The organism is Flavobacterium kingsejongi (genome assembly GCF_003076475.1).
Classification (GTDB): domain Bacteria; phylum Bacteroidota; class Bacteroidia; order Flavobacteriales; family Flavobacteriaceae; genus Flavobacterium; species Flavobacterium kingsejongi.
Genome location: NZ_CP020919.1, coordinates 1816883 through 1831178, shown reverse-complemented (window position 1 = coordinate 1831178; position 14296 = coordinate 1816883). Strand labels below are relative to the sequence as shown.

Sequence of the window (14296 nt, the reverse complement as noted above, 5' to 3'; positions counted from 1 at the left end):
AGATTATTGGATTTTGGCTAATACAATTTTGGCGTTATCATTTCGGGCAACCTGATCACGGAATTTCCTGAAGTTTTCATATTGATCCTTTTGATAGGAACCCCCATTCGTTTGGAAAAATCGTTTGTATAATAATTGGTTCTCATTGATCACTATATACTCGGTCTTATATTCCCCAAAAGCATCTTTTAATTCAAAATTTTCCGGTTTGGCTTCGATACTATAGCCTTTAGGCAAATCGATAACTACCTCATCATAATCAGAAAAACCTCTGGATATTTCAAATGGATGATTCCGGTTTCTATACCGTTGTGGTACACCATTTACCTGATTAAAAGCGTTCAATGCAAACATTAATTTACCTCCTGCTATATTTCCATACTCTGTGGCTTCCAGTGTGAGTTCTTCCAAAAACTCTATCTCTTCTTTATTATTGGAAAGATTGATTTTTTTCAATTTCAGGTTATTGATATTTCCGAAATACCTTTTATAAAACTTATTCAGATCCTCATTGGATTTTCCGCTATATCCGTATTTATTATCGTACTGTGTCCCTTTGGACTTTATTTGTAAAGTCCCTGTAATTCCACCCTTTTCATCAATCTGATATGTTCCTTTGGAAATCTGGGTATTATCCCCCATAGTATATTCCCGGGTTCTAATAATTTCTCCACCCTCAGGCTTTACGATCAAAGCAAGGCGATTGTCTGTAAAATCTCCCTGAAATCCAAAAGGAGATACCTGACTTGTACACTCAAGCCAGTACATTTTATCGCCTACTGGGAGCGCCAGAATCACATGATTCCCCTGCATGGAGACAAAATCCTGCTGTAAATCCTGTCTTTGTGTGTCGCCGTAAATTACCGTATAATAAGAAGGCACATTTACCACTTTTAATAAAGCGCGTGTATAATTGGATAATGCTTTACAATCCCCATACCCTAAACGATCCACATCTTTAGCCAACATCGGTTTCCAACCTCCGATTCCCAATTGAATGCTCACATAGCGGGTCTTATTTTGCACATATCCGTAAATAATTTTAGCAATCTTTACCGGATCCTTTTCGTCTCCAACCAAAGCCTTTATTTTCGTTTGGGTAGCTGCCGGAATCTCGTCTGTCCCCTCTAATAAATTGGAATACATCCAGGATCCAAATTCTTTCCAGTTTGTAGCCACACCTTCCACGCCTTCGAGATTAAAATTATCCAGGCCAAACATAACATGCGGAAGGATATTCTGAAATGAAGGAGCATATTCTTCTGATTTAACTGCCTGTAAATTTTGGGCTTTATAGGTAAGGGTATTGTTTTTTTCTTCTTTTATAATTCCCTCATTTCCCGCAATATTTACCTCTTTATATTTAAACCCTAACGCTGCTGCAGTGGTAATGCTTATACTCGCGTTTTCAACACTCATAAATGATGCGTTAATCGGATACCAACTTGGAATGAAAGCTGTGTTCGAGCTTTCGGTTTCACTTTCGTATACGATTGTAAAAGGATATTCTGTAGGAGTATAGTCCAGTGCAATAATTCTATTATCAGTAATAGTAGCTCCATCAGAGAGCGCACTTTCTTTAAAGTCTTTGCTTCGTATCTTTTTTATTTCTTTTCCTGCCGCGTTTAGCACTACGGCCTCTATTGATTTTACCCGTGTTGATTTATCAAAATATTCGTAGGCTCCTAAATGGCTGAGTCCATTATCATTTAATACGGTGATGACTTTTTTATTTTTTGTATTGAGTGATTTTCGGGAAGAAATGACAACAACCTTCTGATTCAATCGTATTACGGCATTGGCATTTTCCTTCAGAACGGGAGCAATAGCACTAACCGTATAATCTGTGTTTTGCGCACTGACTGACAGCGTCCAGCTACCCAAAAACATAAAAAGTAAAATATTTTTCATTAATTGTTAATTTTTGCCAAAAATAGAAGAATAATTTTAATTTTATATCAAATATTACGTTTTGTTTTTAGTATCGATAACAATTGTTACCGGACCATCATTTAAGAGTGCAACTTTCATATCGGCACCAAATTCCCCGGTTTGTACTTGCTTACCAAGATCCTTTTCCACTTGATGCACAAAATTCTGGTATAACGGGATGGCAATTTCTGGCTTGGATGCCTTTAGGTAGGAAGGGCGGTTGCCCTTTTTGGTTGCTGCATGCAATGTAAACTGACTTACAATGATAATATCACCATCGCATTCTTTTACCGATCGGTTCATCACGCCATTTTCATCACCGAAAATCCTAAGATTAACAATCTTTGATGATAGCCATTGAATGTCCTCCTGATTATCAGCATCTTCTATACCAATCAGCAGTAATAATCCGGATTGGATCTCACTAATTTTTACTCCGCTTATAGTCACGGAAGCCTGGGTAACTCGTTGAATTACAGCTTTCATTATATAAAAATTGGGGGTTTATAAATTATTTTCGAGTTTCATCGCTGGCTTCCCTTGCGTCGCCATAGACGTCTGTACGGTAATGTTCATCGTCTCCTTCAAGAATCTGGAGGTAACTTCTATAACGTGACCAGGCAATTTCATCATTTTCCAATGCTTCCTTGACCGCACACTGGGGCTCTTCTTTGTGGAGGCAATTGTTGAATTTGCATTTATCCTGTAATTTGAAGAACTCTGGAAAATAACCGCTGATTTCTGATTTTTCCATATCCACAATACCAAATCCCTTGATTCCTGGGGTATCGATAATCTGGGCATCAAACGAAAGATCATACATTTCAGCAAATGTAGTTGTATGTTGCCCTTGCTTGCTTTGTTCTGAAATAACGGTAGTTTTTAAGTGTAATGTCGGCTCCATTGCATTGACCAAAGTTGATTTCCCTACTCCGGAATGCCCTGAGAACATACTTACTTTTCCAATCATCATTTCTTTGAGCTTCTCAATCCCTTTTCCTTCTGTCGAAGAAACCCTAAGGCACTGATAGCCTATTTCGGTATAAATATGCTGCAAATAAAGCTGTTCGTCCAATGTGGCTTCAGTCAGGGTATCAATTTTATTGAAAACAATAATGGCCTCAATCCCATAAGCTTCGGCAGTTACCAAAAAACGATCGATAAAACTTGTGGTCGTTGGAGGATTGTTAATTGTCACCAGTAGAAAAACACGATCAATATTGGAGGCAATAATATGCAGTTGTTTGGACAGGTTAACCGACTTTCGAACAATATAATTCTTACGGTTGTGTATTTTGGTAATCAATCCGGTAACCGTATCGGACGTCTCTTCCAATTCATAGTCAATAATATCACCTACAGCAATGGGGTTCGTACTCTTAATTCCTTTTAATCGAAATTTCCCTTTCATCCGACACTCCATAAAAGTGCCATCCGTAGCTTTTACGGTATACCAACTTCCTGTAGATTTATAAACTGTTCCTGTCATCCTGCAAAGGTATTATTTTTTTCGATTGTTCGACAGCTATGCGTTCTGATTGTTTGCCGATAAAAACCGACAAAAAATGTGATGCACCGATTGCATAGCCATCCAACATTCAAAAAATTATTCCTTAATTATTAATCACTTTTTCCTGGTGGCTGATACTCTCCTGGTGAATGGCTTTGAAGATCCGCAATATGAACTCCTCACTCAATCCTTTCTGCTCCCCTTCCAGGATCATTTTACCCAATATCTCATTCCAGCGTTTGTTCTGCAATACAGCAACGTTTTTCTCTTTTTTCAATTCCCCGATCTGATCGGAAATTTTCATTCTTTTCCCTAATGTCTCGAGTAACTTCGTATCAATTTCATCAATATTCACCCGTAAACTGGCCATTTTCTGATTGTAATCATGGGCCTGATCTGTTTCTTTACGCACTCTCAGACTTTTGAAAATCTGCTTTAGAACCGTTGGAGTTACTTGTTGTGCGGCATCACTCCAGGCATTGTCCGGATCAGTATGGGTCTCGATGATCAGCCCGTCGTAATTGAGGTCTAAAGCCTGCTGTGAAACTTCCTGGATCATGTCGCGTTTTCCAGTGATGTGTGATGGATCACAAATCAGTGGCAAATCTGGAAATTTATTCTGCAATTCAATCGCCAGCTGCCATTCTGGTATATTTCGGTATTTTGTTTTCTCATAGGTAGAGAATCCTCTGTGGATCACTCCTAATTTTTTAATATTAGCATTGTACAAACGCTCTACGCCTCCAAGCCATAAAGCCAGGTCTGGATTTACCGGATTTTTTACCAATACAATTTTATCCGTTCCTGCCAGTGCATCTGCAATTTCCTGTACTGCAAATGGATTTACCGTAGTACGGGCTCCGATCCACAATACATCAATATCATGTTCCAACGCTAATTTTACGTGGGCTGCATTGGCAACTTCAGTAGCCATTAATAATCCGGTTTCGGCTTTTGCCTTTTGCAACCATTTCAATCCGATAGTGCCTACACCTTCAAATCCTCCCGGACGTGTCCTTGGTTTCCAGATTCCGGCTCTATATATACTTACATCGGAATCTTTTAATTCATGTGCAATGGCCAGCACCTGCTCTTCCGTTTCTGCACTGCAGGGACCTGCAATGACCAAAGGGTGCTCTAATTTGAAATCGTCTAACCAGGTTCTGAGTGCTTTTGTATTTTCCATTTTTGTATTCTTTTTATAAGGAGCTTATTTCTTTTTTATATGCTCCGCTGATTTTTATTATTTTCTTATGCTTTCCAGCATTTATTTTTTTATGCCAATCCCGTTTAATATTTCCCGGATTTTGTTAACGCTTTCCATCTCATTAAAAATCGCCTCATAATCGTCATTCTGAAGCAATTCTTTAAAATGGACAAGGTTAGCAATATATTCCTCCAGTGTCTCCACTACCTGTGTTTTATTCTGCTGGAATATCGGAGTCCACATGGCGGGTGAGCTTTTGGCCAGCCTCACGGTACTTTCAAATCCACTTCCGGCCATATCAAAAATATCGCGTTCATTTTTTTCTTTTTCAATAACTGTTTTTCCCAGCATAAAGGCACTGATGTGCGATAAATGGGATACATACGCAATATGCCGGTCGTGGGATTTTGGTTCCATATACCGAATGCGCATTCCCATAGATACCAGCAGTGATAACGCTTTTTCCTGCAATAGGAAAGCGGTTTTTTCTACCTCACAGATAATATTCGTTTTGTCCTGAAAGAGACCCGGTACTGCTGCCTGTGGTCCCGAAAATTCTGTTCCTGCAATAGGATGCATTGCGATAAAATTACGCCTTTTCGGATGATTTTGTACCGCTTCACAAATGGGATTTTTTGTCGATCCTACGTCCATTACTATCGTTTGGTCGCCAATCCTATCCAATACTTCCGGTAATAACTTAACTGCGGTATTCACCGGAACGGATACAATAACCCAATCTGCTTCATTCAGGGTTTCTACTGTTGTTTTGCAATCGATCAATCCCAGCTCCAATGCGCGATCCAGATGCTCTTCGCGGTTATCAATCCCGGCAATTTCCGCATTGGGATGCAGCCTTTTGATATCTAAAGCTATAGAACCTCCAATCAGTCCTATTCCTATTATTACTACTTTCATCTCTTTTCTTCTTAAAACGGATTAAATCGACTAATCGCTTCCTGTATTACGTCCTCTTCCAGGCATAATGAAAAACGGATATAGCCTTCTCCACGGCTCCCGAAAATAGTTCCCGGTGTAATAAAGATATGCTGCTCTGCCAATACTTTATCAATAAAATCTTCCGATTTTAGTGTTCCTTCCGGTAGCTTTGCCCAGACAAACAAACCAGTACTTTCCCGATCGTACGTACATCCCAATAATTCGGCCAGTTCATAGATGCGGTTCCTGCGACAGGCATAAATAGCATTCAGTTCTTCAAACCATGATTTTTCGCTTTTTAAAGCGGCAATGGCTCCTTTCTGGATTCCGTAAAACATCCCACTGTCCATATTACTTTTTACCTTTAATATAGCATCCATGAACCGGGACTGCCCAAGCACCATCCCTACCCGCCAGCCGGCCATATTGAAGGTTTTGCTGAGCGAATTCAGCTCAATCGCTACGTCGGATGCACCTTCTGCCTGCAACAGGCTAATCGGATGATCGTTCAGTATAAAGCTGTACGGGTTATCATTAATGAGCAGGATGGTGTGCTTTTTAGCAAAAGCAACCAGGCGATCAAACAGCTCCATACTTCCCGGGGCCCCGGTCGGCATGTGTGGATAGCTCACCCACATCAGTTTTACGCAGGATAAATCCTGTTGTTCCAATGCTTCGAAATCAGGTTCCCAGTTGCGACTTTCATCCAGCTCATGAAAAATAGGCTCGGCTCCTACCAGTTTCGTTACCGAAGTGTAAGTAGGATATCCCGGATTCGGAATCAGCACCTGATCACCTTCATTGAGGAAAGCCAATGATATGTGCATAATTCCTTCTTTGGATCCCATTAGTGGCAGGATTTCATTATCCGGATTCACAGTAACACCAAAATGTGTCTCATAAAACCCGGCAATTGCTTTACGAAATTCAGGCAGCCCTTGGTAACTTTGATATTCATGTGCTTTCTGATCCCCTAAGGACTTTTGCATGGCTTCAATAACCGCTGCAGACGGTGCCATGTCGGGACTTCCAATTCCCATATTAATTACCGGCTTCCCCTCGGCAATCAATTGTCGTACTTCACGTAATTTTTTAGAAAAATAATACTCTTCTACCGTTTGAAGGCGGTTCGCCAACAATTGCCCGTTTGGAATAGTAGTTTTATTTTGTATTTCAGTTACTGTTTTTGTTGCTGACATTTTTCTAATTTTTACAATGAATATGCTGTGTTCTTTTCTGACGTGTTTTGATTCTGATAGGCTCCCAGCACTTTTAAGTGCGATGCCATAATCCCTAAAAGTTGCAATGCCTTGCTATAATCCTGATATCGTTCAAAAGTAACATCCACAAAAAATGAATATTTCCAGGGAGTTTCAATTTTGGGCAGCGACTGGATTTTGGTAAGGTTCAGTTTGCAATCGCTCATGACATTCAATACTGCTGCCAGGCTACCGCGCTTATGATCCAGTTCAAACTTCAAAGAAGCCTTATTGATCAATTCCTCCGGAATAACCGAATTCTCCTTTTTTACAATAACAAAACGCGTCATGTTATTTTTGATCGTTTGGATTTCCGGTGCCACTATTTCCAGTTGGTACAATTGGGCCGCCGTTTTACTGGCGATAGCGCCTATCCCTTTCAGCTGTCCGGACTGGATTCTCCTGGCCGTTTCGGCAGTGTCCACATCTTCAACCAACTTGATGTGTGGGTGTTTTGAAAAGAAATCCCCACATTGCAATAAAGCCATCGGGTGCGAATGCACTTCTTTGATTTCCTCAATTCGTTGTCCTTTCAGGGCCATTAGATTTTGGTGTACCGTGATGTAATGTTCGCCTATGATGTGCAGGTTATTCCGGTCTATCAATGCATAATTGGGAATAATGGATCCGGCAATCGAATTTTCAATTGCCATAACCGCCTGTGCGGAATCCCCATTTAATAAATTAACAACCAAGGCATTGAACGAAAGACATTCTTCCACCACCACCTCCGGATGATAGTATTCCATCGCCACCTGATGGTGAAAAGATCCCTGTATTCCCTGAATAGCAATTTTTGTTTCCATAACTTTTAGGCAAAAAAAAATCCCGATTTGCATCGGGATTATATATTGGTTCTGTAAATTAAATTCATTTAAATAACAATACGACAATCCCTATCCTCTTTCCAGAAGAAATAAAATGAATTGCTATAATAAAAACTGTTATTTTGCATGGTATGCGCTTGTAATTTTTTGCTAAAGTAATTGTTTTTTCAAATCAACACCAAAATGCAGGATCTTTTTTTGTTAAATTTAACACTATCACGTTATATTAAACGTTCTACTGTGTGATTCCAATAGTATTTTACTGACAAACCCAAGTCTTGCTTCGTGAAATATTCCGTCGAAACAAAAATGATTTTTTAGTACATTTGTTCAAAATTGCAGCTATGTCTATACTTGTTCAGAATATTTCCAAAAGCTACGGCACCCAAAAAGCACTTGATGCTGTTTCTTTCTCCATCAATAAAGGAGAGATTGTCGGTTTCCTGGGGCCAAATGGTGCCGGAAAGTCTACGCTAATGAAAATTCTGACCACTTATATCGATGCCGATGCAGGGGAAGCGGCTGTCAATGGTCATGATGTCCATCTTAACCCAAAAGCGGTACAACAATCGGTAGGCTATCTCCCGGAACACAATCCACTGTACCTGGACTTATATGTTCGCGAATACCTGGCTTTTAATGCGGATGTGTATAAGGTGAACAAATCCCGGATCGATGAAGTCATCACACTCACCGGCCTGACTCCTGAAGCACATAAAAAGATTGCCCAACTGTCCAAAGGATACCGGCAGCGAGTAGGATTGGCGAATGCATTACTGCACAATCCCGATGTACTCATTCTGGATGAACCGACTACAGGACTGGATCCGAACCAATTGGTTGAAATACGCCAGTTGATTAAAAATGTAGGAAAAGACAAAACTGTATTTCTTTCCACACACATCATGCAGGAAGTGGAGGCAATTTGCGACCGTGTCATTATCATCGACAAAGGCAGGATTGTGACCGACAAAAAAATGAATACATTACTACAGGATAAAGAGCAGGTTATTGAAGTGGAATTTGACTACAAAGTCGAAGAGCAGCTGATCGCCACCATTCCGCACCTGACTGCTTTTGTCAACACCCACGACATGATCTGGGAGCTGACTTTTACTTCCGATAAAGACATGCGTCCCGCTGTATTTGATTTTGCCCATGATAATGGACTCAAGACGTTACAACTCAATCAGAAAAACAAAAATCTGGAAGCTATTTTCCGGGAAATGACTAAAAAATAAGTTTTTAGCACCTTACAATCGGATCCCGAGGCTGAACTCTATCGCTTCGGCTTTGGCAGCATGCGTTTTTAGGGAGACTTCGGCAAAAATGGTTTCGCCAAAATAGTATTTGGCACCTATACGTTGGTAAATAGGGTCGAGGTAGTCCAAAGGACGATAGGCATAACACCCAATCTGGGTTTCTACGGAAAGGTGGTTAATGAACAATTCATGCCCTATAAACACACCAATTTTCTTATAATCAGTATCGGATTTCACTTTCCCGTTTGGGTTGTCCGCTACGATACGGTTAACGGTATCCTGCAGGTATTTCATCACGAAATAATCTGCCCCTATTTGTAGCGCACTCTTCCGGTTGATCCGTTTATCCACAAATCCCGAGTAGACATAAAAAGGAAGCTGTCCCGCCCCAATAAGATCACTTTCATTCACGCCTGACCTGAAAACCAGGTTGTACTTTAACGGCTGTGTAAATCGTACGGTATCCGTATTTTTAATGTATTCTGGCGTTTCGTCGGTATTGATGGTATAAGTCGCCCCCACGTTGAATGCAATTGTATTGGTACTGGTGTTGGGCGAACGAAGATTGGCATTTGAATGGTGGAAAAAAGAAACTCCGGCCTGAACACCAAAGCCCTTCCATAGATTTTCTTTCTTGAAGTTGAGTAAAAAATAGGTGGTAGGCATCCAATGTGTCCCATACGCTACATTTTCAGGATTGCTTACCGCATCATAAGGATTGGTAGTGTAAGCAACACCCTGTCCTACGCGGAGCATCAGGTTGCGCTGGAAAAAATAGAAGTTATAGTGCAGGTAAGCACCGTAATTTTTGCCAAGCACCTCATTTTTCATGTCCTCATAATGCAATGAGATTCCATAATCAGGATAATTATAACGGGATTCCCAGGCTTTATGCCCAAATGTTTTCCGGTTGACACTCAGCAGAAATCCATCGGGATGCCCTTTGATCAGTGGGGCTATGGCGTCGCTGTGTTTCAGTATATTCCCATAATAATAATTGGCATCAACGCTATACTGGTACCTGGGTGATTCTTGTGCAAACGTAGTCAGAGTAAAAATAAAAAACAGGTAAACGATTCGATGCATTGTTCCTTTTTAATGAAAAGCAAATATAAAGGATATTTTATTGGAGGAGCAAATGTCCCGTTATTATTTGAAAGGCCGGTTCCTGCTATCCCCTATATCTTTCCCCTTGTAAAGGACAAGAGGAAAGGATACCGGTTCTATCAGGGCTACATAAAATGGTACAGGCATTGCATACAACCCCGATTAAAAAACTGCCTTGGCAATTGCTTTGATATTCTCTGCTTTGCCCATAGAATAATAATGCAGCACCGGAATACCAGCCTGCAGTAATTCTTTACTCTGTTGGATACACCACTCTATCCCGATTTGTTTTACGGCTTCACTATCTGCCGCGCGAACTACTGCCATAATCAATTCATCCGGGATATCGACTTTAAACCGGTGTGGCACTAAATTCAGTTGTTTTTTGGTCGCTATGGGCTTCAATCCCGGGATTATCGGTACCGTAATGCCCTCTTTCCTGCATTTGGCTACAAAATCAAAAAACTTTTTATTGTCAAAAAACATCTGCGTAATAATGTAGGAGGCTCCATTTTTTATTTTCTGCTTCAGGAAATAAATATCGCTATCCAGGCTGGGCGCTTCCATGTGTTTTTCAGGATACCCGGCCACACCGATACAAAAATTGGTTGCAGAGGAATTTTGCAGCTCGTCATCAAGATAAATTCCCTGATTCAGACTGGTGATCTGGGAAACCAGTTCAGAAGCATAATGATTGCCTTCTTTTTCAGGTTTGAAATAGGTTTCATTTTTTACAGCATCACCCCGTAGGGCAACCACATTCTGGATTCCTAAAAAGTCCAGGTCAATCAGGAAATTCTCGGTATCCTCTTTGGTAAATCCGCCACAAAGGATGTGTGGGATGGCGTCTACCTGGTATTTATTCTGGATTGCAGAACAAATACCCACCGTACCGGGACGTTTTTTTACAATTTTCTTTTCCAGCAGTCCACTGGGTAATTCTTTGTATTCATATTCTTCCCTATGGTAGGTCACATCGATAAAAGGAGGCTGGAATTCCATTAGTGGATCGATGCTATCAAAAATAGACTGGATGTTCTGCCCTTTTAGCGGGGGTAATATTTCAAAGGAAAATAAAGGTTTTCCGTTGGCGTTTTCTATATGTTCGGTTACTTTCATGTCTGTTTTAGGTATTATTCTTCAGGATTCTGCTATCCTTATTTTTTAATCTGCAATATTGGGATTCAGCCATTTTTCGGCATAGTCATAGGAAACATTCCGGCGTTTGGCATAATCTTCCACCTGGTCTTTCTTGATTTTTCCCAGTCCAAAATACTTGCTCTCGGGATTTCCAAAATAATATCCCGAAACCGAAGATGCCGGCCACATGGCCATACTTTCCGTCAGGGTAACACCAATCTCTTCTTCGACCCGGAGTAATTTCCAGATGGTTGGTTTTTCCAGGTGATCGGGACAAGCCGGATATCCCGGTGCCGGACGAATCCCTTTATAGGTTTCTTTGATCAGGTCTTCGTTGGACAATACCTCATCGGAAGCATAACCCCAAATTTCCATTCGCACTTTCCGGTGCAGGAATTCGGCAAAAGCTTCTGCAAAACGATCCCCCAGCGCTTTGACCATAATCGAATTGTAATCGTCATGCTGGGCTTCAAATGCTGCAGCTTTTTCATCCACTCCAAAACCAGTCGTTACACAGAATGCCCCCATATAATCTTTTTTACCACTTTCTACAGGTGCTATAAAATCCGCTAATGCAATATTAGGAGCCGTTTTCGTTTTTTGGGATTGCTGCCGCAATGTCAGGAAAGTCTGCAATAGTTTCCCTTCATCATCGTAGAGTTCGATATCATCATCATTCACCTGATTGGCTGGAAAAATACCGTAAATTCCTTTGGCCTGCAGCCATTTTTCTGCAATAAGCTGTTCCAGCATTTTCTGGGCATCGGCAAATAATAACTGTGCCTGTTCGCCAACAACCTCATCGGTTAATAGTGCCGGATATTTCCCGTGCAGGTCCCAGGTCCTGAAAAAAGGAGTCCAGTCGATATAATCAACCAGTTCCTCCAAGCCTACTTCAATCGTTTGTGCACCCGTATTTCGGGGTTGTACTGGAGTAAAAGCTTCCCAGTCGAGTTGTAGTTTATTTTTTCGGGCTTCTTCCAGGCTCAGGAAGTTTTTGTCGCGGCTTCGGTTCAGGTAGCCTTCCCGCAATTCATCATATTCAGATCGCAGGCTCTTAAAATAGGCCTGGTTTGTTAGTTTATTCACCAGGTTACCCGCTACCGTCACCGCTCTTGACGCATCATTGACATGTACTACTGTTTCCCGGTATTCCGGGGCTATTTTCACAGCGGTATGCGCACGCGAGGTGGTTGCTCCACCAATCATAATCGGGATTTTAATATTTAGTTTGTCCATTTGCTTGGCCAGGTACACCATTTCATCCAGTGAAGGCGTAATCAATCCGCTGAGCCCAATGATATCGACATTTTCCCGAATGGCACTTTCTATAATTTTTTCCGGCGGTACCATGACGCCCAAATCGATAATTTCATAGTTGTTACACCCTAAAACAACGGAAACAATATTCTTCCCAATATCATGCACATCTCCTTTCACCGTGGCCATCAATACCCGGCCTGCACCACCCGCACCCGAAGGCGGCGCCAGCAATACAGCCAGGATCCGATCCAGTGCTTTTTGGGTGAAGTCCGTAAGTTCCAAAGTGGTAAATCGAAGCACACGATAGCCTTCTGCACGGTAAAACTGCCCACGTTCTTCTGGAGTCGTTGTTGTGGAAGGCAATTGGTTCACTGCATCTTCAATTTCGATAATCAGGTTTTCGGGAACACAGACAAAATCGGCGCAGTAGTCGCCTATAGTATAATTCCGGGTGAATTGAAACCCACCTAATCCACCTGCCAAAGCGGTTTCCAGAACCTCTTCGCCGGGAGTACCGATATTTTTATGGGTTTGGATGTAGTCCTCCAGTGCCACATAAGCCTCGGGGTTTTTATTTTTCCAGTATTCCGGTGTTTTCACACCGCCTTCAGGTATTGGAGGGCGTTTTTCAGCTTCTATAAAAGGCAACAAATAGGCAACGGCTTTTTTCATCACCCGTGCCGATTTCACCACCTGCGGCAGGAACATCTTCCCACTTCCAAATAAATCCCCGACAACGTTCATTCCCGCCATCAGGTTAATTTCGATAACCTCTATAGGCTTTGAAGCCAGTTGCCGTGCTTCTTCAACATCGGTTTCTATAAATTCGTCAATCCCTTTTACCAACGCGTAGGTTAGCTTTTCCTGTACCGGAAATGAACGCCATTCCTGCGCCTGCTTTTCGGTAACTTTAGTACCGCCTTTTACATTTTCGGCAAAGGCCAGCAGTCGTTCTGTAGCATCATCCCTTCGGTCTAACAGTACATCTTCGACATGTTCCAGCAGGTCTTTAGGGATTTGATCGTAAATTTCCAGCATTTCAGGGTTTACAATCCCCATTGTCATTCCATTCTGCACAGCATAATACAGGAAAACAGAATGCATTGCTTCCCGAACACGGTCATTTCCACGAAAAGAGAAGGATACATTACTCACCCCACCACTAATACTGGCATACGGAAGATTTTCTTTGATCCATTTGGTTGCCCGGAAAAAATCAACAGCATTCTGGCGGTGCTCTTCCATTCCTGTGGCAACCGGGAAGATATTCGGATCAAAAATAATGTCTTCAGCATGGAATCCTACCTTTTGCGTAAGCACATCATAGGAGCGCTTACAAATTTCAATACGGCGCTCATAGTTGTCTGCCTGCCCAGTTTCATCAAATGCCATGACAATAACCGCAGCACCATATTTCTTGATGAGTTTCGCCTGACGGATAAAATTTTCTTCGCCTTCTTTCAGGCTGATGGAATTCACTACACTTTTACCCTGTGCGATTTTTAATCCGGCTTCGATGATCTCCCATTTGGAACTGTCAATCATCACCGGAACGCGGGATATATCGGGTTCGGAAGCGATCAGGTTCAGGAAGGTCGTCATGGCATGAACACCATCCAGCATTCCCTCATCCATATTAATATCGATGATCTGGGCACCGCCTTCTACCTGAGTCCTGGCAATATCCAGTGCTTCTTCGTATTTTTCTTCTTTGATTAACCGTAAGAATTTCCGGGAGCCGGTCACGTTGGTACGTTCCCCTACATTCACGAAAACACTTTCGGGTGTTATGATTAAGGGCTCCAGCCCTGATAATTTTAAATATCTTTTACAGTCAACATCTGCCATTT

The 14296-nt window shown here is 41.6% G+C and carries 11 protein-coding genes; 1 reads left to right on the top strand and 10 read right to left on the bottom strand.

All coding sequences use genetic code 11. The features are described 5' to 3' along the window. Positions 1–3: 3 nt before the first annotated feature. The 7 genes from FK004_RS07895 to FK004_RS07865 form a co-directional block, all read right to left on the bottom strand. Positions 4–1911: a DUF3857 domain-containing protein gene (locus FK004_RS07895; RefSeq protein ID WP_108736775.1), complete on the bottom strand. Its 1908-nt coding sequence runs from the start codon at positions 1909–1911 to the stop codon at positions 4–6. Between the two features lie 54 nt (positions 1912–1965). Beyond that, positions 1966–2418, bottom strand: coding sequence for a D-aminoacyl-tRNA deacylase (dtd, locus tag FK004_RS07890; protein ID WP_108736774.1), 453 nt, complete (start codon positions 2416–2418; stop codon positions 1966–1968). A 25-nt stretch (positions 2419–2443) separates the two neighbouring features. Further along, positions 2444–3421, bottom strand: coding sequence for a ribosome small subunit-dependent GTPase A (gene rsgA, locus FK004_RS07885; RefSeq protein WP_108736773.1), 978 nt, complete (start codon positions 3419–3421; stop codon positions 2444–2446). Positions 3422–3545: 124 nt separating this feature from the next. Beyond that, positions 3546–4628, bottom strand: coding sequence for a bifunctional 3-deoxy-7-phosphoheptulonate synthase/chorismate mutase type II (locus FK004_RS07880; protein ID WP_108736772.1), 1083 nt, complete (start codon positions 4626–4628; stop codon positions 3546–3548). 81 nt (positions 4629–4709) lie between these two features. Next, positions 4710–5567 carry a prephenate dehydrogenase gene (locus FK004_RS07875; protein WP_108736771.1) on the bottom strand — a complete coding sequence of 286 codons (858 nt, stop codon included), beginning with the start codon at positions 5565–5567 and terminating at the stop codon, positions 4710–4712. 11 nt (positions 5568–5578) lie between these two features. After that, a complete protein-coding gene (locus FK004_RS07870) occupies positions 5579–6787 on the bottom strand; it encodes a pyridoxal phosphate-dependent aminotransferase (RefSeq protein WP_108736770.1) in 1209 nt (402 codons plus the stop codon). Positions 6788–6798: 11 nt separating this feature from the next. After that, positions 6799–7653: a prephenate dehydratase gene (locus FK004_RS07865; protein WP_108738785.1), complete on the bottom strand. Its 855-nt coding sequence runs from the start codon at positions 7651–7653 to the stop codon at positions 6799–6801. Between the two features lie 365 nt (positions 7654–8018). Here FK004_RS07865 and gldA point away from each other — a divergent pair, with 365 nt between their 5' ends. Beyond that, complete coding sequence (gldA, locus tag FK004_RS07860; protein WP_108736769.1) at positions 8019–8915, top strand: gliding motility-associated ABC transporter ATP-binding subunit GldA; 897 nt, start codon at positions 8019–8021, stop codon at positions 8913–8915. Positions 8916–8927: 12 nt separating this feature from the next. On the opposite strand, the gene FK004_RS07855 is transcribed toward gldA, so the two are convergent. From FK004_RS07855 to FK004_RS07845, 3 genes are all read right to left on the bottom strand, one after another. After that, a complete protein-coding gene (locus FK004_RS07855) occupies positions 8928–10022 on the bottom strand; it encodes an acyloxyacyl hydrolase (RefSeq protein ID WP_108736768.1) in 1095 nt (364 codons plus the stop codon). A gap of 183 nt (positions 10023–10205) precedes the next feature. Further along, positions 10206–11162 (bottom strand): methylenetetrahydrofolate reductase [NAD(P)H], encoded by a 957-nt coding sequence (gene metF, locus FK004_RS07850; protein ID WP_108736767.1) that lies wholly within the window; start codon positions 11160–11162, stop codon positions 10206–10208. Between the two features lie 45 nt (positions 11163–11207). Next, on the bottom strand, positions 11208–14294 hold the full coding sequence (locus tag FK004_RS07845; RefSeq protein WP_108736766.1) for a vitamin B12 dependent-methionine synthase activation domain-containing protein: 3087 nt from the start codon (positions 14292–14294) through the stop codon (positions 11208–11210). Positions 14295–14296: the final 2 nt, after the last annotated feature.

Coding starts and splice junctions, on each gene's coding strand:
- FK004_RS07895 (WP_108736775.1), bottom strand. CDS start 1,911: ATGAAAAATATTTTACTTTTTATGTTTTTGGGTAGCTGGACGCTGTCA.
- dtd (WP_108736774.1), bottom strand. CDS start 2,418: ATGAAAGCTGTAATTCAACGAGTTACCCAGGCTTCCGTGACTATAAGC.
- rsgA (WP_108736773.1), bottom strand. CDS start 3,421: ATGACAGGAACAGTTTATAAATCTACAGGAAGTTGGTATACCGTAAAA.
- FK004_RS07880 (WP_108736772.1), bottom strand. CDS start 4,628: ATGGAAAATACAAAAGCACTCAGAACCTGGTTAGACGATTTCAAATTA.
- FK004_RS07875 (WP_108736771.1), bottom strand. CDS start 5,567: ATGAAAGTAGTAATAATAGGAATAGGACTGATTGGAGGTTCTATAGCT.
- FK004_RS07870 (WP_108736770.1), bottom strand. CDS start 6,787: ATGTCAGCAACAAAAACAGTAACTGAAATACAAAATAAAACTACTATT.
- FK004_RS07865 (WP_108738785.1), bottom strand. CDS start 7,653: ATGGAAACAAAAATTGCTATTCAGGGAATACAGGGATCTTTTCACCAT.
- gldA (WP_108736769.1), top strand. CDS start 8,019: ATGTCTATACTTGTTCAGAATATTTCCAAAAGCTACGGCACCCAAAAA.
- FK004_RS07855 (WP_108736768.1), bottom strand. CDS start 10,022: ATGCATCGAATCGTTTACCTGTTTTTTATTTTTACTCTGACTACGTTT.
- metF (WP_108736767.1), bottom strand. CDS start 11,162: ATGAAAGTAACCGAACATATAGAAAACGCCAACGGAAAACCTTTATTT.
- FK004_RS07845 (WP_108736766.1), bottom strand. CDS start 14,294: ATGGCAGATGTTGACTGTAAAAGATATTTAAAATTATCAGGGCTGGAG.